Origin of the sequence: Moritella sp. F3 (assembly GCF_015082335.1) — a bacterium.
Lineage (GTDB): Bacteria > Pseudomonadota > Gammaproteobacteria > Enterobacterales > Moritellaceae > Moritella.
In genome coordinates this window covers 486,760-506,326 of record NZ_BLRL01000003.1, presented here as the reverse complement: position 1 = coordinate 506,326, position 19,567 = coordinate 486,760, and the positions used below count along the sequence as shown (strand labels likewise).

Below are 19,567 nucleotides of genomic sequence, written 5' to 3'. Positions count from 1 at the left end.
CACAATCTTTCGCTTAACATTCACCTGACATTTGCTTAAAAAATAAACTTTAAATAAACATTCAAACAACCGCGCAGTTCCATCTTTATTCATAAATATAACCAAAACACGATTACTCAATCATAATTACTGCATATCCATTAAATATCAAAATATAAAACTAGAAAAAACATACTACTCAATATAAAAACCACGCTTTAAAACCTATTTATGTGACCTCGAGCACCTAAAATATCATAAAAAATTTTATTTCCATGACAGCTGACACAGTGTGTTAATAATATGTTTCTAAGATGTATGTTCGCAGTTACTATCTCCAGCAATTGAGTAAATGACAGCTATTAATGCCATTACTTAGCGCAATACAAATGGAATATGGGTGCAACACTGTATATCAACCTGGTTTTCAGTGTCAGCCCTATAAAGGGAAATATTTGATGAAAGATAATAATATTTACGCTGAATCATCGCGTGAGCTAAAAAATACAAACTCAGGTAATAAATCATTACTGCGATTTCTAATACCCTCACTAATCGGTTTGTTTTTATTCATGACGCCGATGAGCTATGAAGGCCAAATGACGATCCCAGTGGCAATTCTAGCCAAAGCGCTATTGTCGTTATTGGACGGCTACCTACTTAACATCATCACCGTGATCATTTCGTTCATGGCTGTGGCCTCTATGTTGGCTGTGCTGCTCAAACCAACATTTATCACTGAGCGTGCATTTCTAAAAGAACTATTCATGCCAACACCGCTTTGGCTAATAGTAAGACTGGTCAGCTGCGTGTTTACTATCGCAACCGTTTTTCAAGTCGGTCCTGAATATATTTGGAATGCCAATACCGGTGGCCTAGTGCTTAATGACTTACTGCCGACGCTGTTCGCAGTATTCATCTTTGCCGGTTTGTTATTACCGCTATTACTTAACTTTGGTTTATTGGAATTATGTGGCGCGTTATGTACTAAAATCATGCGCCCTATTTTCAACCTACCAGGTCGCTCTGCGGTTGACTGTATTGCCTCTTGGTTAGGTGATGGCAGTGTCGGTATCTTGTTAACGGATAAACAATACCAAGAGAAGTTTTATACTCAACGTGAAGCAGCTGTTATTGGCACCACCTTCTCTGCTGTATCAATTACGTTTAGCTTAGTTGTTATCGCTCAGGTTAACTTAGAGCAGTACTTCTTGCCTTACTACATGGCGATCACGTTATCAGGTATCGTGGCAGCTATTATCGTACCTAAGCTACCACCACTATGTTGGAAAAAAGATATCTACATTGATGGCACACCAAAAAAACATGATTTAGAGGCTATCCCGACTGGCCATAGTGTTTTCTCATGGGGTATTGAACAAGCCGTTGACCGTGCATCAAAAGTAACGTCATACAAAACAGTATTTATCGAAGGTCTGAAAAACGCCACGCATATGGTATTTGGTATCTTACCTGTCGTCATGGCAATCGGTACTGTCGGCTTGCTTATCGCTGAATACACATCAGTATTTACCGTGCTTGGTAAACCGTTTATGTATTACCTTGAGTTCATGAACGTACCAGAAGCGGCACTTGCATCTGAATCGTTAGTGGTTGGTTTTGCCGATATGTTTGTACCAAGTATTCTGGCTACATCGATGGAAAGCGACATGACACGTTTCATCATTGCCGGTGTATCTGTATCGCAACTTATCTATATGTCTGAAGTTGGCGCATTATTATTGGGCAGTAAAATCCCGGTAAACATCGTCGATTTATTTATTATTTTCGTACTACGTACTATCATCACATTGCCTATCATCACAGGTGTGGCACATCTTATCTTTTAAGTTGAAATATTGATGTACTAAAACGCAATAGAAAGAAACGTAAGATAAAAAAATGCCCATCACTATCACAGTGATGGGCATTTTTGTATTTTGATTAACGCGATATTAGCATTGGTTGAAGACAATGCCTAAAGACGACTAAGCGTTTTTACTGTCGTTATCGTCTTGGTTAATACGACTTGAATCTGCACCGTGTTGGTTTTTATACTTCGCATCTTTACGTTGATTGTAAGGACGCGCTGCAGGTGCTGTCAGTGTTTCAAAGTTTAACGCTGCAATCGTCATTTTCGGACGTAACGCTAGCGGTAATTTACCACTGTTATAGAATTCCAGAACGATACGACCAGACCAGCCTGGATCAATTCGATGCGCAGTAACATGCACCATCAGACCCAAACGCGCTAATGACGAGCGTCCATCTAACCAACCAACGATATCTGCTGGTAACGTTACTTTTTCAAAAGTCACAGATAAAGCGAATTCGCCTGGGTGTAAAATAAATGCTTCACCCTCAGGTATAACAATTTCATCACTCATTACTTTATCAAGTTGGATAGCCACTTCTTCTTTAGGGCCACTCAAATCAATATAAGGCGCATTGTGTGCTTGAAATACTCGGAATTCATGACCTAAAGTAACATCAACGCTTACGCCGCTAATTTTACTTTGCTCAGGTTTTGGCTCAATCGTAATTCGGCCATCATCTAAGTATTTTTCAATATCTGTATCGCACAGGCGCATTTTTTCTCTCTTTAATAGATGCTGTATTAGTTATAATGCTGTTAGTGTTGATACTTATATACTCAAGTAATATCAGATCTTTAAATCTAAGATTAACCTGAATATAAACTATTACATTAATCGTTTAATAACTGACAAATTTTTGCTTTTAATGTATCAATCGCAAAACGATTTTTACCACCACGTGGCACAATAAGATCTGCGTATTGTTTTGATGGTTCAATGAACTGTAGGAACATTGGACGCACCGTATCATTATATTGTTCAATAACCGATTCCATCGTTCTGCCACGTTCAGCAACATCACGTTGTAAACGACGAACAAAACAAATGTCTAACGGGGTATCCATAAATACACTTGCGTGAATAATGTTACGGATAGCTGGATCTGTCAGTAATAAAATACCTTCTAAAATGATCACTTTTTTCGGTGTCAATTTAGTCGTTTCAGGCATACGCGTATGCTCAGTGTAGCTGTACGTTGGTATTTCTACTGCATTGCCGTCACTCAAACCCTGTAAATGACTGCACAATAATTTATGGTCCATCGCTTGTGGATGGTCATAATTTGTTTTAACTCGGTCTTCCATCTCGAGGTGACTTTGATCACGGTAATAACAATCTTCAGTAATTACTGCAATTTGTGATTCACCAAACTCAGCAACAAGCTCGTTATAGATTGTTGAAGAAAGAAGGCTTTTTCCAGATGCAGAAGCACCTGCGATTGCGATGATCACACAAGAGTTAGATGTATTATTCATTTATTAAATGATCCGTTAGGGCTTAAGACCCCGTTATTATAGAAATTTATAGTCCGTCATTCTAGAGCAAACCGAAAAATACCTATATTAACTTATAAAATAGCGGTATTAAGTTGAAAAATACCTACAATAAGTTAGTAAATTCCACAGTCCGCTATAAAATTAACAAGGTTAAGCGAGCTTAATCGGGATCTCTGTTGATATAGTGTGCGTTTGAAAAAACATTTTACTGACAATATCATTTGCGAGTTGCGCATATACAGCTGAAAATGCGGAATCAGGTCGAGCAGCTACCGTTGGAATACCCGCATCGATATCTGCACGTAAATCGATATGTAACGGTAATTGCGCCACGCATTCGGTATCAAAACGAGCCGCCATTTTAGTCACCCCACCCGTACCAAAAATAGCTTCTTCATGACCACAATTATTACAGATATGGGTACTCATATTTTCGACGACACCCAATACCGGTACTTTCACTTGCCTGAACATGCTGATGCCTTTTGCTGCATCGGCAAGCGCCACGTCTTGCGGTGTTGATACAATTAATGCACCTGTCACCGGAATATTTTGACTTAGCGTTAATTGGATATCACCCGTACCTGGTGGCATATCGATAAACAAATAATCCAGTTCACCCCAATGGGTTTCGCCCAGTAACTGCATTAATGCTTTACTCGCCATTGGTCCACGCCAAATCATAGCCTGATCATTTAAGGCAATAAAACCAATACTATTTACCGCTAAACCATGCGCGTTAATCGCTTGCATGGTATTACCATCATAAGCCTCTGGGCGAGATTCGCTCACCCCCAGCATCAGTGGAATTGATGGTCCGTAAATGTCAGCATCCATGATACCCACTTTGGCGCCCATTTTCGCTAATGCGAGCGCTGTATTAACCGTTGTTGTTGACTTGCCTACCCCACCTTTACCCGATGCAATGGCAATCACATTCTTAACGCCCTTAATCGCAGGCGCATCATTGCAGCGCGCAAGTGTGGCAACGTCTAATTTAATGATCCAGTTAACGCGCTCAACCCCTTTAATTAATAGCACTTTCGCTTCTAGTTTAGTTTTTACTTCTTCTTCAAAATCTAATGATGGAAACGGTAGGCGTATCTGAATTTCAACACAACCATCCTTGTTGCTAATTGTCTCTAATACATTCGTGTCGGCAATATTTTGTAACCAATTTTTAGGTTGAAAAATACCAACAAGCTGAGTGATCTTTGTAATATCCATAACCGCCTCTTAAATTAAGTACGTAAGTGTTTAGCTTTTAAGCATTTATACTTTATTAATCTACTATATCAATCATAAAGTAAAGATTCACAAATAAATACGCTAAAAATAGCAGGGTTTTTAGCCTAACATCTATGCTTTAAAGGCCGTATCAGGTAACATCGGACAACTTTATTTTTAACCACAAGATGAGTCAGAATTTTATGACATCAGAACGCAAGATTTTAGTAACAAGCGCATTACCTTATGCCAATGGTCCTATTCACTTAGGTCATATGCTTGAGTACATCCAGACAGATATCTGGGTTCGTTTCCAAAAGCAACGTGGTCACACATGTACTTATGTATGTGCTGATGATGCCCACGGCACACCAATCATGCTTAAAGCGCAAGAACGTGGCATTACGCCGGAAGCAATGATCGCGCAAACTAAAATTGAGCATATGGCAGATTTTGCTGATTTCAATGTTGGTTTTGATAACTATCATTCAACTCACAGCGATGAAAACCGTGAACTTGCAAGTATGATCTACACGCGTCTACGCGACAATGGTCATATCAAAACACGTGTAATTTCACAGTTGTTTGATCCAGAAAAACAAATGTTCCTACCAGATCGCTTTGTTAAAGGTATCTGCCCTGAATGTAAGAGCGAAGATCAAAATGGCGATAACTGCGACAACTGTGGCGCAACTTATTCTCCTACCGATCTAATCGAACCACGTTCTGTTGTATCAGGTGCTGAACCTGTACTTAAAGATTCTGAGCATTACTTCTTCGACCTACCTGCTTTTGGCGACATGCTAAAAGAATGGACACGTTCTGGTACATTACAAGAAGAAATCGCAAATAAACTAGCAGAATGGTTTGAAGCGGGTCTACAACAGTGGGACATCAGTCGTGATGCTCCTTACTTTGGTTTTGAGATCCCTGATGCACCAGGTAAATTCTTCTACGTTTGGTTAGACGCGCCTATCGGCTACATGGGTAGCTTCAAAAATCTTTGTGATCGCAGCGATGATCTAGACTTTGATGAATACTTCAAGAAAGATTCAACGACTGAGCTTTATCATTTCATTGGTAAAGACATTGTTAACTTCCACAGCCTATTCTGGCCTGCAATGCTTGAAGGTACGGGGTTCCGTAAACCAACAGGCGTATTTGCACACGGTTTTGTTACTGTTAACGGTAAGAAAATGTCTAAATCACGCGGTACATTTATCATGGCGCGTACTTATTTAGATAACTTAAACCCAGAATACCTACGTTATTACTACGCAGCAAAACTAAGCAACAAGATTGTTGATTTAGATTTAAATCTAGAAGATTTTGCACAGCGCGTAAACTCTGACGTTGTTGGTAAAGTTGTGAACCTTGCAAGCCGTACTGCAGGTTTCATCTACAAGCGTTTTGATGCAAAACTAGCAAGCGAAATTTCAGAACCAGCACTACTGGCTGAATTTGTTGCTGCTGGCGATACCATTGCGCAATATTACGAAACACGTGATTTCAGCAAAGCAATTAAAGAAATCATGGCACTGGCTGATAAAGCCAATGCTTATATTGCAGACAAAGCACCGTGGCAATTAATCAAACAAGAAGGCTGTGAAGCTGAAGCACATCTTGTTTGTACTATGGGTATCAATTTATTCCGTATCCTATCGGTTTACTTGAAACCTGTATTACCAGAGATGGTTGCTGAAGTTGAAAAATTCTTAAACGATGAATTCAACTGGGAAAGCTACAAAACAGTATTAACAGACCACGAAATCAACAAGTTCAAACCGTTAATGCAACGTGTTGAAATGGACAAAGTTGAAACAATGGTTGAAGCATCTAAGCAAAACTTAGTGGTTGCTGAAGAAGAAGCGGAAGAAAACGTTGTTGAAGAAACGGCTATCGACCTTGCTTCTGACAAGCACCTTAAAGAAGAGCCAATTGGTGAAATGATCGCATTTGATGATTTCGCAAAAGTTGACTTACGCATTGCTAAAATAGTTAAAGCTGAACATGTTGAAGGCGCTAAGAAATTACTTAAGCTAACCTTAGACGTAGGCGGCGAAACGCGTCAAGTATTTGCTGGTATCAAGTCAGCTTACGAACCAGAGCAACTGCAAGGTCGCTTAACGGTTATGGTTGCTAACTTAGCACCCCGTAAGATGAAGTTTGGTATGTCAGAAGGTATGGTACTTGCTGCGGGCCCTGGTGGCAGCGATATCTTCGTACTAAACCCGGATGAAGGTTCTGAACCTGGCATGCGCGTAATGTAATTAAGTTCGGTTATCAGAAACGTTAATTGAAGCGATTCTAATACTGATTTTTAAAGGGACTCAGCTTGAGTCCCTTTACTATTATATAACGTATGATTTATAACTAAATTAAAAACGATAAGAGATTGAAATGACAGCTCAAATTATTCTTGCTAAAGGCAAAGAAAAAGCACTTAAACGTAGACACCCGTGGATCTTTTCTGGCGCAGTACAGAAAGTAAAAGGCGAAGTAGAAGTTGGCGGCACTGTGGATATCATGAGTGCTGGCGGCGAATGGCTAGCATCTGGCAGCTACTCTCCAGAGTCTCAAATCCGTGTACGTGTATGGCATTACGACCGTGGCGTAGAAATCGACCAAGCATTCTTTGAAAAACGCATCAAACAAGCGCAATCGCTACGTGATGAATTAATCGAAGAGAAAGGTCTTACTGGCTATCGTTTAATCGCAGCTGAATCTGATAGCCTTCCTGGTATCACGATTGACCGTTACAACGATTTCTTAGTATGTCAGCTATTATCAGCGGGTGCAGATTTCCACCGTGAGACATTAGTAGCAGCACTAAGCGTTCTTTACCCAGAATGTAGCATCTACGAACGTTCAGACGTAGCTGTACGTAAAAAAGAAGGCCTAGAGTTAGTACAAGGCGTTCTTAAAGGTGAAGAGCCACCTGAATCAGTTATCATCGAAGAAAACGGTGTTAAAATTGAAGTTGATATTAAAGGTGGCCACAAAACTGGTTTCTATCTTGATCAACGTGATAACCGTAAAGCGGCAGCAAAATACGCGAAAGGCAAAGACGTACTTAACTGCTTCAGCTACACGGGCGGTTTTGGTGTTTACGCACTACAAGCAGGTGCTAAATCAATCACGAACGTTGATTTATCACAACCTGCATTAGACATTGCTAAACGTAATGCTGAGCACAATGGTCTTGACCTATCAAACGCATCTTTCGAACGTGCTGACGTATTCAAAATCTTACGCCAATACCGTGAAGAAGGTCGTACGTTTGATACTATCATTCTTGATCCGCCTAAATTTGCTGAAAGCAAAGCACAAATGAAAGGCGCTTGTCGTGGTTACAAAGATATTAACTTCGTAGCTATGCAAGTACTTAAGCCTGGCGGCACGCTGTTAACATTCTCATGTTCAGGCCTAATGGAAGATGGTTTATTCCAAAAGATCGTTGCTGATGCAGCACTTGATGCAGGCCGTGACGCTTACATCGTAGAGCGTTTATCACAAGCTGGCGATCACCCAACGGCTAGCTTCTACCCAGAAGGTTATTATCTAAACGGTTTAGTACTAAAAGTTTTATAATTTAGAGCTGTAACCTTGTAATAAGTTGGTTTTAGTTGCAAAGTGGCACCCAGATAGAATTTTATTCTCTATTCAGTGCCACTTTTTAACAAGGCCAATTTTTATGAAAACAAACCTCCTTAAAGCACTTACTAGCTTACCAGAATCACTTCAATGCCATGTTCTACCTATAATTTCTAAACCTGATTTTAAAGGTGTTATTCATGCTGGCGATGTTGACTTATTACAACTGCATTCTGCACTAGAAACCCCAGAATTATTACTCAGTTTATTACCGTTAGCCGCAGCCTACTCTGTTGCCCCTATCTCTAATTTTAATGTCGGCGCAATCGCACGAGCTGGATCAGGTAACCTGTATTTTGGTGCCAATTACGAATTTATCAATCAAGCGTTATTCAACAGTGTCCATGCTGAACAAGCCGCGATTAATAATGCCTTTAGCCATCATGAGTCTGCTATTTTAGATGTCACAGTGACAGATAGCCCTTGTGGTCACTGCCGTCAGTTCATGAATGAATTACACTGTGCGCCAACGTTAAGTGTCAACTTAAAAGCAACAGGTGTAAAAAGCCTAGCAACCTTGCTGCCTGATTCTTTCGGTCCAATTGATCTGGGCATTAGCGAATCACTATTAGCCGCTCAGCCTGTTAATTTGAGCTTGCAACAAGAAAACGATTCATCGCTAGTACAAGCTGCATTACAGGCTGCAAATACTAGCTATGCGCCTTACAGCCATTGCCATGCAGGTATTGCCTTAGAAACAACAACAGGTATAGTCATTACTGGTCGTTATATTGAAAATGCAGCCTTTAATCCGTCATTATCTCCACTACAGTCAGTGCTGATTAATTTAAATTTAGCCGGATATGCATTGACAGATATAGCAGCATTGATCTTGGTTGAAAAAGCAGAAACTAAGATGAGCCATGCACAAGCAACGCAAGTGCTTGTATCAGAAATGGGAATTGAACATTATCAGCATGAATATGCTAACTAATGGATTGATAACTAAGGTTATTTAAACAGTTCGTGCTCAGTGACATAATCAATATTGTGCAAGTGTGCAATTATTTTAAAGTTTGTCACCGAGTTTCGTCCTGACTCTTTCGAGTGATAAAGCGCTAAATCGGCTTGCTGGACAAGCTTTGGTATTAAGGTACAACTCTTTAATTCTGTAAAGCCGATACTCATTGTCATACTTTTCGCTTGTGGAAAGTCATAGCCTGCAATCGTCTCTCTTAAACGCTCTAATATGTGTTCAGCGGTGTCTTCATCGGCGCATTTAAACAGTACGCTAAACTCTTCACCGCCATAGCGGAAAATATAATCTTCACTACGAAAATTACATTTCATTAAGCCCGCCATTAATATTAATACCTCATCACCAATGACATGACCAAACCGATCATTCACCTGTTTGAAGTTATCAATATCTAGCATGGCGAGGTACCAAGCACAATGTTCATCAATCTGATCACGGCGCTCATTATGATCATGACCAGTGATGACTTCCATCATTTTATTATTAAAGGTTTGTCTATTTAGTAGTTCAGTCAGTGGATCAAGTCTGTTCTTAAATAAGATATGCTGCTGGTTAGCATAAATGTGTAATAAATTTATCGCTGTATTGAGTTGCTTAGTACTCGCTATATCCCCCAAATCATGAGCGGCAACCACAAAACCAATAACTGACTCTCCATGGCAGATAGGAATGTAACTCACCCTTTCTTCCAACGATTCTGAGATATGGATCTTATTATCCTGCAACTTTTGGTAGAGATCATCGATGGCTTGTGAGGAAAAATCTAAACCAGATAAATTATCACATATTAACGCGGCGCTCTGCTCTTTCAGTACCTTCTTTACAGCAAATACAGCAATACGTGATGTGGCCAAAATAGCCTGCATAGACGCCAACAGAGTGACATCGAGTTTTGCTTCATCTTCCGATTCAGTTAAAGCGATAAACCACTCATGTGCACACCCATTAAATGTTCTTAACATCCACTCATATCCTTTGCGCCCTATTAATAAATGAGTTTAGTTAACAAAACATAAAATTGAGAACAAAAAAAGCGTATAAATGCGCTTCAAGCAGTATGTACATTTATAACAAGAGGTTATTCGTGCTATTTATGATGTTTCACTTTCACTCATCCGACCCCTTAGTATCATTATTTGATTAAACCAATTTAGCACTAAGTATTATAACTACCCTTAACTGGTTATAAAATATGCATGATTACGCTAAAGTCTAATCATTTAAACATAATCATGAGTCTACACCTGCTACTTTCGTCTCATATTATTTTGATCTTGCTCACATAAAAGCTAAAGCTCATTGTGTTTTACGCAAAGCAGTTAACATAAACGAAACAACCTGTTCACTTTGCATATACACGACCGCATTACTATTTCTATAATGTTATTTCTTTATGTTGATTATAAAAAATAAGGTTGGACAGGATGCCAAGAAAAACAATACTTGCCTCGTTAATAATCTCAAGCTTAGCCCTCACAGCTTGCGATTCAGATACTGAAGTATTAGACGTTAAGGAAAACAAACTTTATACCAGCAGCCGCATACAGTTTGATCCATCAAATGGAGTTGTGTCTTTACCTAACGACTTGCTATTTAGCGGCACTACCGACGGTACTTTGCAGCTACCAGATGAATTAACCGCAATCGCAGCAGCTTCAGCGGCTGGTGAAACAATGACTTATGATGATAACACGTATGCTATTGGTGCATTAGATGGGTGGTCAACAACTCAGCCTATCTCCATTGGTGTTGATTTATACGAAAATCGTACGTTAGATGCAGCAAGCATCGAGCAAGCTGGTGCAGTACGCATTTTCCCTGTTGGGCTTGGTGGCCCTCTATCCGCTTCAACTGCTGCTGCTTGTCAAGCTGCTTCAGGACAAGAGTTCGCATTAACAGTTTGCGATATTAACCCAGCAGACGAATTAGAATATGGTCTTGACAAAGATTTTATAACTGCTGTGAATGGTCACTCTATTGCTGTAATACCATTAAAACCGCTTGCTGAGAATGCCAGTTACATGTATTTGACAACTAATTTGATTAAAGACAGTGAAGGTGAATCTGTTAACGGTAGTGTCACTTATCAACTACTGAAAAGAGACTACGCAGAAAATCCTATCGGAGATCCTTCAGATCCGGCCGATGCCAGCGCTATAGGTTTGCAAAAACTAATCAATCATTACGATAGTGATATTATTACTGCTGTTGGTATTGATGCAAGTACTGTTACTCACACGGGTGTTTTTACGACCCAGTCAATATTCAATGTGATTGATACTGCAAAGGGAATGCTCTATAAAGCTAAATTTGATGCATCAAAGGCTCTTATTAATGGAGCTTACCCTAACTTACTACCTGTTGTATCCGCTGCTAATACAACTTTAATAAATTCGGTTTATAATGAAGTTCCAGCCCTTCAAGCAATACCAATTATCAATACTCAAGCGCAAAATACTGATTTATATGCATCAAGTATCACAGTGCCGTATTACCTTGAAGAAAATGTAAATAACAGCTATTGGAAAGCCGCTGGTGATAGCCCAGTAACAATTTTAGGTGCCGTTCAAAAAGGTTTAATAGATGATCCAACGCTAATTGGGGCTTGTGGTATGAGTATTGCTTCGGCAGCAGCTGATACAAGTGGTTTAGTCGGCTGTAATCTAGGTATCGACCCAACCAAGTTACTTACCCGTTTTAACCCTCTTGCTAATCCTATTAACCAACAAACACTTGCGGTTCAGATCACAGTACCAAACAACAAAACTAAGCCCGGTTCTGGTTGGCCTGTCAACATCGCAGTGCATGGGTTAGGAACGTATAAAGAAACAACCCTCATGAATGCAGGTGCCTTAGCTGAACAGGGTCTTGCAACGATTGCGATTGACATGCCACTGCACGGTAGTCGTGGTTATGATGACGGGAGCGGTGGTGATTATGAAATCAGTGCAACTGACTCTTCATTTGGTGTTCCCTATACTAATGGTTCCGTCACAAACTTTGTGAATATAGCCAGTGGTTTAACTGTACGTGATAATTTCCGCCAAGCAATCTCTGATTTACTGGCGCTACGTATGCAGATTTCAGATTTCAAAGACACTGATGGCTCTATATTATTTGATGCGACACAGGTGTCCGTACACGGCTTAAGCCTAGGTGCGATCACTGCGAGTATGTTTACTGCCGTTGCCAATGACCCGACTTTATCTGCTGTATTTGGTGTTAAAAGCGTATCTCTGGTTGCACCAGCGGGTGGATTAACTGGCGTATTCCTTGATAGCCCAGCTTTTGGTCCCGTGGTTATAGATGGACTTGTCGCTCAAATTGCCGAGTCACAAGGATATACCGCAGATCAAATCAAGGGAATAATCTCAGACCGCACATCAGCAGCATATTTAGGTTTTGCAAGTCATGCTGAAGCACTCATACCTGGTTTATTGTTCTCTGTTCAAACTCAAATAGAAGCATCAGACCCGATAAACTACGCAGTAAGACTCGCTGATAATACTGACAACATTCACTTAATTGAAATTATTGGTGATATTACAACGGGAGGTACAAACCCTTCAGACCAAACATTACCTAATCAAGGCACTTCTGGTTCTCTTGTGGGTACAGAGCCATTAATTAAAGCATTAGAACTTGGTTGTATCGACAACAGTGATACAACAACTGTGAATGCAGGCGTGGTTCGTTTCATGAAAGGTCATCACAGCTCTTTAATCAACCCAACATCTTCAGGTATAGCGACAATTAGCGCAACAGCTGCACTTGATGCAACATTAGAGATGCAAAAACAAGTTGCTACACATGCTAAAGCAGCAAGCAATTCACTTGAATTGTCCAATGTAGGTGCTGCCGTGGGTACTACTCCGTTATTTTCAACTTGTCTATAAACAGTCAATAATTTTAAATTAACTTAATCCAAACCAGCACTTCGGTGCTGGTTTTTTTATGCCTAAAACTGACTCTCGATTTACACGCATAAAAAAACCAACTCAATGGAGTTGGTTTTTAGTTTCACTATTAAGTCTTACCGAATTAAAGTACGCCTAACTCACGTAAACGTTCAGTCAAATACTCATCAGCTGTATAACGTTCTGATAATACAACGTCTGCTTTAGGGTGCAAAAACAACGGTAATGATACACGTGCTTTCGTCATATCTGCGCCTTCAGGATTAATTACACGGTGTGTGGTCGATGGGAAATAACCACCAGACGCTTCTTGTAGCATGTCACCAATATTAATAATAATGTTACCAAAATCACTTGGTACATCTAACCAAGAACCATCTTGCTTAAGTACTTGTAAACCAGGTTCGTTAGCCGCAGGAAGTACAGTTAACATATTAATATCTTCATGCGCAGCAGCGCGGATAGCCCCCACTTCTTCATTACCTGTCATTGGCGGGTAATGTAAAACACGTAATAACGTACGTGTGCTTGCTTCAACCATCTTCGATAGTGGCATGCTGTAGTTTGCTGATACATCCGCTGGAGAGAATTCTTCAACCCAATCAAGTAACTCAGCAGCAAGTGCATTGGCTTGCTCGTAATACGCAAGAATATTTTCTTTTAATGACTCAGGGATACGACCCCAAGTGTATACATGGAAATATTCTTTAATATCTTTAACACTATGACCTTTTGCGGTTTCAGACACTGTTGCAGGAAAAAAACCATCTTGCGTTTCAGGCTTGAACAAAAATCCATGCTTCTCTTCAGTTTCAAAGAATGCTTGCCATTCAGTGTAAATAGTTTGAACTAGCTCAGGGTTAATCGGGTGATTCGTTAATACACCAAAACCTGTTTCACGAAGCGACTTTACGAACGCTTCAGCACTGTTTTCAGCGCGATAATCAATTGCTGCTAATGTCATTTTGTATACTTCTTTATCGAAAATTGTAGCGATAATAAAATTCATTAGCTGTAATGTCTACTGTTATCAACTAATTCCCCCCTATAATTTATCAATCGATATACAAACATCTTCATTTAAGTTCACAAACGATACGATCTACTTTTGAATGAAAGTGGATACAAAAAAGGAGCGGTTTAGAAACCACTCCTTCAAAAGTAATACGCTGATGTTTTAATGTGTATTACTCAAAATAACCTAGCTAAGCGATTACCTAGATTATTTATCTAAATTATTTATCTAAATTATTCAAATAAGTAATTGTTGCTGCTAGCTCTTCTAATGTTTTATGTGCACCAGAATTTACCAAGTATTTACCTTGCACTAAGAACGCAGGCACAGAGGCAATATTAGCATTCGTCACAACAGTTTCAGCTTTAACCATTTCTTGATACACAGATTCGTGTTGAGCTTCGCTTAAGTCGATAGGGCTTTTCATATCGTATTTGTTGAAGATGCTAATCATTTCAGCTTTTTTCTCTGCTGGCGTCATTGCTACTTCAGGCTCTTCTTCTACTTTACCTTCACCGTGATCATGATTGTCTGCACCATTGCCACCTTGCGTATACGTGAATAGGTCAGTCATCATTTCGTGACTCGGTTTACCGTTGTTTTGAATCGCCGCAGCATAATAAACATAAGCTGAACGTTGCGCACTTTCATTAAACGTTACATGGGTTTTGGCAATATCAATTTTAGTCATCTCTTCAATAGCAGGAATCATCGTTTCCATGCCTTTACAATTACCACACGCCAGCGAGAATATCTCTACTACATCCGGTAAGTCAGCCATTGGTGTTGGGATAACGGCGTATTCATTGCCTTCCTTAGGATTATTGTCTTCGCTGCAGCCACTTAGCGCAATTAACGATACAAACACGAATAACAACGGTTTAAAGATAGATTTCATAATAATATTGGGACCATTAGTTTAAGAAGGAAATTGAAAAGATCGAGAGGTTATAATGAATAATTACCTCTGTCGAATAATATTACTTAGCTTTACTTTCATGATGATTTAGATCAATTAAGCAGAAGTATTTTGATACTCACTCCAATAAACACATAAAAAGCACAGTTAAATAAGTCTAAATAAAACGAGATACCCAAGCATTAATGGTCATTAAACGCGCACCTTTATAAAATAGTAGAATTAACGATAAAGAAAGCAATCAATAAAGGTGATCCAGATACAGCTTATTATACAAACAAATATACAACAAATAACCTTATAGCTATCATCCAGCGATCTTGCTCCACTCCATAAACATACAATAGAATAATGCTCTGAAGGATTAAGTAACGTGAATTTTTTATCTAGTTTTAAAGGACGTATCATTACAGTTGTAATGCTACTTGTTATTTCATCGCTGGTGATTGCTAGTTTTATTTCTTATCGACAATTATCTACTTCTATTGTAGGTAACATTGATAAATATTCACACTTACAAGTTGATAGTACCGCAAATAAAATAAACAGCTGGTTTCAAAGCATTAAAAAAGGCCTTATAACGACCGCACCAGACTTTGCAGTACCACGTGATGATACCCAGCTATTACTTATGGTGAAACAATTATCCCTCGCTACTGACGCTAATGACATATTGGCCGCTTATGAAGATGGTACAGCCATTACAGCAATAGACGGAAAACTAAGTTTAGATAGCTATGATCCACGAGTCCGCGACTGGTATAAAGACGCGAAACAAAAAGGTTCGACAATCATAACAGGGATCTACAGTGACGCGACAACGGGTGGATTGATGATCAGTATCGCTGAACCTTTTTATTATAATAGTCAATTTACTGGTGTGTTATTAGCTGATATCCGCTTAGAGACTGTCAGCAACTTTATTCAAAATTCCACATTTGAAAATACCACGCTTAATTTATACGACATGACAGGCATGACGATTGCGTCAACAGATAATCGTCAAGTTGTAGGTAAGCCTTTAGACTCTGCTAATGCTGCCTTTACCCCATTTAAAAACACGCTATCAAATAATCAAAAAGGCACGTTTGAATTTAACCAGGGTCAGGTAACAACACTTGCTTATTTCACGACATTAAACCTAGATGATAGTATTTCTTGGAAAGTAGCGATCACAGTAGACAAGTCATCTCACTTCATCGAAATAGCCGAAAGTTTAGACAGTGCATTCATTACTGGGCTTATCCTTGTCATCTTGGCCTGCATTATCATTTTAGTGGCGTTAAACCGTTTATATCAACCTATCTTATCGTTAAAAGAAACCATTGTAGATTTAGCTGAGGGTAACGCCGACTTAACCCGCCGAATTAAGGTTCAGAGTAACGATGATTTGGGTCAAATAGCTGAAGCAGTAAACAAATTTACCGCTAATTTACAAAGTATGATGTTAGAAATATCCCAGTCAACAGAGTACATATCCGGTGGTATTAATGCGCTGCGTTCGCAAACAGAGCATAATAATAATGTCCTGCTAGATCACGCCAGTGAAACTGAACAAATTGTTGTTGCGATCACCGAGATGAGTTCGACAGCTGATAGTGTTGCTCAGAGTGCAGCTCAGTCTGCAACCTTTACACAAAAATCAACAGATGAAGCGAAACGCTCAAAAGAAGTAGTTCAAGGTGCTGTCTATGGTGTGGCAGAGCTTGTGACGGAGGTTGACACTATGGCTTTCAGTATCCAAACCATGAATGAAGATACCAATAAGATCAGTTCAGTACTCAGTGTCATTGGTGAAATCGCCGACCAAACTAACTTGCTTGCACTAAACGCCGCTATTGAAGCAGCCCGCGCAGGTGATCAAGGTCGTGGCTTTGCTGTTGTTGCTGATGAAGTAAGAACATTAGCGGCAAGAACACAGCAAAGTACATCAGAAATTAATGACATGCTAACGCGTTTACGTAATGGTGCAGATTCCGTTGTGAAAGCAATGCATACAACAAAAGCAAGCTGTGAGCAAACAGCTGAAACGACTGAAAGTGTTAATCTCAGTTTAGATTCAATGACTGAGTCGGTATTACAAATTAATGACCTTGGCATTCAGATTGCAACAGCAGCCGAAGAACAAAGTTCAGTCACAGAAGAAATTAACCGTAATATGACATCAATTCAAACCATGGTGCATCAGTTAACAAATAACAGTGACAAAACGCTTACTAGCTCGCATGATCTTGCAAAGAACAATGCTCATTTAATGGCGATAGTAAGTCAGTTTAAATTAAAATAATTCCCCCCTACTTATCACTGGTGTTGCCCCTACCGCGAGGGTCAACACCACTTTTCTTATTTAACATCCATGACCATAACAACTTCAAATCGTATAATAGTCCCTTTCCGTCCTATCAGAATTTATTACTTAATGGTTATAATCGTTAAATTTGTGTGATCAAAGTCACCTATTTATAACTTTAAATGCGATATTACATTTTCCGGTCGATAAGCTAATAACAATGTAATTGCGATAGTGTTATCGCTGTTTAACGCGAGTCTACACTCTCGATTTTATTTATTATAAGGATGTCCCACGTGAATTTTTTATCAAGTTTTAAAGGCCGGATAATTACAGTAATTATGTTACTGCTCATCACGACGCTAGCAATATCGAATTTTCTGTCTTATCGCCAACTATCAACATTAATGAAGGCTGACATAGATAACTATTCAACTCTAAAGGTTAGTAGTACATCAGATAAAGTTAATGCATGGTTTCAAACAATCAAAGATGGTCTAGTGGGTACAGCGCCTGACTTTGCTATTTCTCGCAGTGATGACCAGATCAATCTCATGGTGCAGCAAATCAACGCATCAACCAAAGCAACCGATATTCTTGTTGGCTTTGAAGACGGTGGTTCTTACAGCGCACTATCCGGTAAACGTTTTGTAAGCGATTACGACCCTCGTGGCCGTGATTGGTACATAGAAGCAAAACGCCAAGGAAAAACCATCATAACCCCTATGTATAAAGATGCTTTCACCCAAAACTTGCTCGTCAGCATTGCTGAACCTTTCTACAAGAATGGTCAATTACAAGGTGTATTACTTGCCGATATCGAATTGAATATTCTGGAAGACATAGTCAAAGCATCCGCGTTTGCACATGCAACTACCAGTTTGTTTGACGAATATGGTACGGCTATCGCATCAACAGATAAAATTGAAAAGCCAGGTGAATCTAAACTTGCTGACGAAGTCGCCTTTACACAACTACAGCAAAAAATGTTAGCTGAAGATCACGGTAAATTAACCTTATCTGTAAATGGTAAGGACAAGATCAGCTATTTTGAGTCCGTTAAGCTCAACGATAAATTAAGCTGGCACATCCTCGTTACATTAGATAAACAAGGTCACCATGCTGTTATCGACGAAAGCTTGGAAGATTCAATAATGACTGCGGTTATTTTAATTATTATCGTATCGCTACTAATATATGTTGCTCTTAATAAGCTTTACCAACCTATTATTGCATTAAAATCGACGATTCAAGATCTCGCACAAGGTAACGGTGATTTAACGCAGCGCTTGCAAGTAACCAGTAAAGATGATTTAGGTCAGATAGCTGAAGGTGTAAATACCTTTATTATCAACCTACAAACCATCATGCTAGATATATCGCAATCGACAACACATATTTCGGCAGGCATTGAACAGTTACGCTCACAAACAGAACATAACAACACCGTGTTAATCGATCATGCAAGTGAAACAGATCAGGTTGTTGTGGCTGTAACAGAGATGAGTTCGACAGCAGACAGTGTTGCGCAAAGTGCTGCCCAAAGCGCTACCTTCACACAAAAATCAACCGATGAAGCGCACCAATCTAAAAGTGTCGTAGAAGGGGCTGTAAGGGGTGTAGCCGACTTGGTTAATGAAGTTGAAGCGATGGCATTGAATATCCAAACCATGAATGAAGACACCCATAAAATCAGTACTGTATTAAGTGTCATCGGTGAAATTGCAGATCAAACTAACCTACTTGCACTAAACGCAGCGATTGAAGCAGCGCGTGCGGGTGAACAAGGTCGAGGTTTCGCTGTTGTTGCAGATGAAGTGCGCACGCTTGCCGCAAGAACGCAGCAAAGTACCTCTGAAATTAATGAAATGCTAACGCGCTTACGTGGTGGTGCGGATACTGTTGTAAAAGCAATGGATATAACCAAAGCAAGTTGCCAACAAACAGCGGATACAACAGCCAGTGTCAATGATAGTCTTGATTCAATGACGAATTCGGTCATGCAAATTAATGACCTCGGTATTCAGATTGCTACTGCCGCAGAAGAACAAAGTTCAGTTACCGAAGAAATAAACCGTAACATGACCATGATTCAGAATATGGTCGCGCAATTAACTGAAAATGGTGACAAGACTATGGACAGTACCCATACGCTTGCGAGTTCAAACGAGCAGCTTGTGGCTATCGTGGCACAATTTAAATTGCGCTAAATTC

Annotated in this window: 13 protein-coding genes; 7 read left to right on the top strand and 6 right to left on the bottom strand. The window is 39.6% G+C overall.

The genetic code is table 11. The features are described from left to right. Positions 1-437 precede the first annotated feature (437 nt). On the top strand, positions 438-1,829 hold the full coding sequence (locus JFU56_RS08490) for a YjiH family protein (protein WP_198436843.1): 1,392 nt from the start codon (positions 438-440) through the stop codon (positions 1,827-1,829). A 138-nt stretch (positions 1,830-1,967) separates the two neighbouring features. Here the strand turns inward: JFU56_RS08490 and dcd are convergent, their stop codons facing one another. From dcd to apbC, 3 genes are all read right to left on the bottom strand, one after another. Next, positions 1,968-2,570, bottom strand: a complete 603-nt coding sequence (gene dcd / locus JFU56_RS08485) for a dCTP deaminase (protein ID WP_198436842.1) — start codon at positions 2,568-2,570, stop codon at positions 1,968-1,970. A 116-nt stretch (positions 2,571-2,686) separates the two neighbouring features. Beyond that, positions 2,687-3,331: a uridine kinase gene (gene udk, locus JFU56_RS08480; protein WP_198436841.1), complete on the bottom strand. Its 645-nt coding sequence runs from the start codon at positions 3,329-3,331 to the stop codon at positions 2,687-2,689. 171 nt (positions 3,332-3,502) lie between these two features. Then, positions 3,503-4,579, bottom strand: coding sequence for an iron-sulfur cluster carrier protein ApbC (gene apbC, locus JFU56_RS08475; protein ID WP_198436840.1), 1,077 nt, complete (start codon positions 4,577-4,579; stop codon positions 3,503-3,505). Positions 4,580-4,782: 203 nt separating this feature from the next. Here apbC and metG point away from each other — a divergent pair, with 203 nt between their 5' ends. The 3 genes from metG to cdd all read left to right on the top strand — a co-directional run bounded on the left by metG (position 4,783) and on the right by cdd (position 9,167). After that, positions 4,783-6,849 (top strand): methionine--tRNA ligase, encoded by a 2,067-nt coding sequence (gene metG, locus JFU56_RS08470; RefSeq protein ID WP_198436839.1) that lies wholly within the window; start codon positions 4,783-4,785, stop codon positions 6,847-6,849. A gap of 130 nt (positions 6,850-6,979) precedes the next feature. Next, on the top strand, positions 6,980-8,170 hold the full coding sequence (locus tag JFU56_RS08465; RefSeq protein WP_198436838.1) for a class I SAM-dependent methyltransferase: 1,191 nt from the start codon (positions 6,980-6,982) through the stop codon (positions 8,168-8,170). A 103-nt stretch (positions 8,171-8,273) separates the two neighbouring features. After that, positions 8,274-9,167: a cytidine deaminase gene (cdd, locus tag JFU56_RS08460; RefSeq protein WP_198436837.1), complete on the top strand. Its 894-nt coding sequence runs from the start codon at positions 8,274-8,276 to the stop codon at positions 9,165-9,167. Between the two features lie 17 nt (positions 9,168-9,184). Here cdd and JFU56_RS08455 read toward each other — a convergent pair whose 3' ends face one another. After that, entirely contained in the window at positions 9,185-10,174 is a 990-nt protein-coding gene (locus JFU56_RS08455; RefSeq protein ID WP_198436836.1) for a GGDEF domain-containing protein, read from the bottom strand. A gap of 462 nt (positions 10,175-10,636) precedes the next feature. On the opposite strand from JFU56_RS08455, the gene JFU56_RS08450 reads away from it, so the two are divergent. Then, the gene (locus JFU56_RS08450) at positions 10,637-13,108 is read left to right on the top strand and encodes a VolA/Pla-1 family phospholipase (RefSeq protein WP_198436835.1); all 2,472 of its coding nucleotides are present in this window, start codon (positions 10,637-10,639) and stop codon (positions 13,106-13,108) included. Between the two features lie 145 nt (positions 13,109-13,253). Here the strand turns inward: JFU56_RS08450 and JFU56_RS08445 are convergent, their stop codons facing one another. Together JFU56_RS08445 and JFU56_RS08440 are read right to left on the bottom strand one after the other, a co-directional pair. Next, a complete protein-coding gene (locus JFU56_RS08445; RefSeq protein WP_198436834.1) occupies positions 13,254-14,093 on the bottom strand; it encodes an isopenicillin N synthase family oxygenase in 840 nt (279 codons plus the stop codon). Between the two features lie 271 nt (positions 14,094-14,364). After that, on the bottom strand, positions 14,365-15,042 hold the full coding sequence (locus tag JFU56_RS08440; RefSeq protein WP_242065920.1) for a thiol:disulfide interchange protein DsbA/DsbL: 678 nt from the start codon (positions 15,040-15,042) through the stop codon (positions 14,365-14,367). 394 nt (positions 15,043-15,436) lie between these two features. Between JFU56_RS08440 and JFU56_RS08435 the strand changes: the two genes are divergently transcribed. Further along, positions 15,437-17,350 (top strand): methyl-accepting chemotaxis protein, encoded by a 1,914-nt coding sequence (locus tag JFU56_RS08435; protein ID WP_198436833.1) that lies wholly within the window; start codon positions 15,437-15,439, stop codon positions 17,348-17,350. A gap of 299 nt (positions 17,351-17,649) precedes the next feature. Continuing rightward, on the top strand, positions 17,650-19,563 hold the full coding sequence (locus tag JFU56_RS08430) for a methyl-accepting chemotaxis protein (RefSeq protein WP_198436832.1): 1,914 nt from the start codon (positions 17,650-17,652) through the stop codon (positions 19,561-19,563). Positions 19,564-19,567 lie beyond the last annotated feature (4 nt).

Bases quoted from the DNA above. Each gene is read 5' to 3' on its own strand.
- JFU56_RS08490 (WP_198436843.1), top strand. From the start codon at position 438: ATGAAAGATAATAATATTTACGCTGAATCATCGCGTGAGCTAAAAAAT.
- dcd (WP_198436842.1), bottom strand. From the start codon at position 2,570: ATGCGCCTGTGCGATACAGATATTGAAAAATACTTAGATGATGGCCGA.
- udk (WP_198436841.1), bottom strand. From the start codon at position 3,331: ATGAATAATACATCTAACTCTTGTGTGATCATCGCAATCGCAGGTGCT.
- apbC (WP_198436840.1), bottom strand. From the start codon at position 4,579: ATGGATATTACAAAGATCACTCAGCTTGTTGGTATTTTTCAACCTAAA.
- metG (WP_198436839.1), top strand. From the start codon at position 4,783: ATGACATCAGAACGCAAGATTTTAGTAACAAGCGCATTACCTTATGCC.
- JFU56_RS08465 (WP_198436838.1), top strand. From the start codon at position 6,980: ATGACAGCTCAAATTATTCTTGCTAAAGGCAAAGAAAAAGCACTTAAA.
- cdd (WP_198436837.1), top strand. From the start codon at position 8,274: ATGAAAACAAACCTCCTTAAAGCACTTACTAGCTTACCAGAATCACTT.
- JFU56_RS08455 (WP_198436836.1), bottom strand. From the start codon at position 10,174: ATGTTAAGAACATTTAATGGGTGTGCACATGAGTGGTTTATCGCTTTA.
- JFU56_RS08450 (WP_198436835.1), top strand. From the start codon at position 10,637: ATGCCAAGAAAAACAATACTTGCCTCGTTAATAATCTCAAGCTTAGCC.
- JFU56_RS08445 (WP_198436834.1), bottom strand. From the start codon at position 14,093: ATGACATTAGCAGCAATTGATTATCGCGCTGAAAACAGTGCTGAAGCG.
- JFU56_RS08440 (WP_242065920.1), bottom strand. From the start codon at position 15,042: ATGAAATCTATCTTTAAACCGTTGTTATTCGTGTTTGTATCGTTAATT.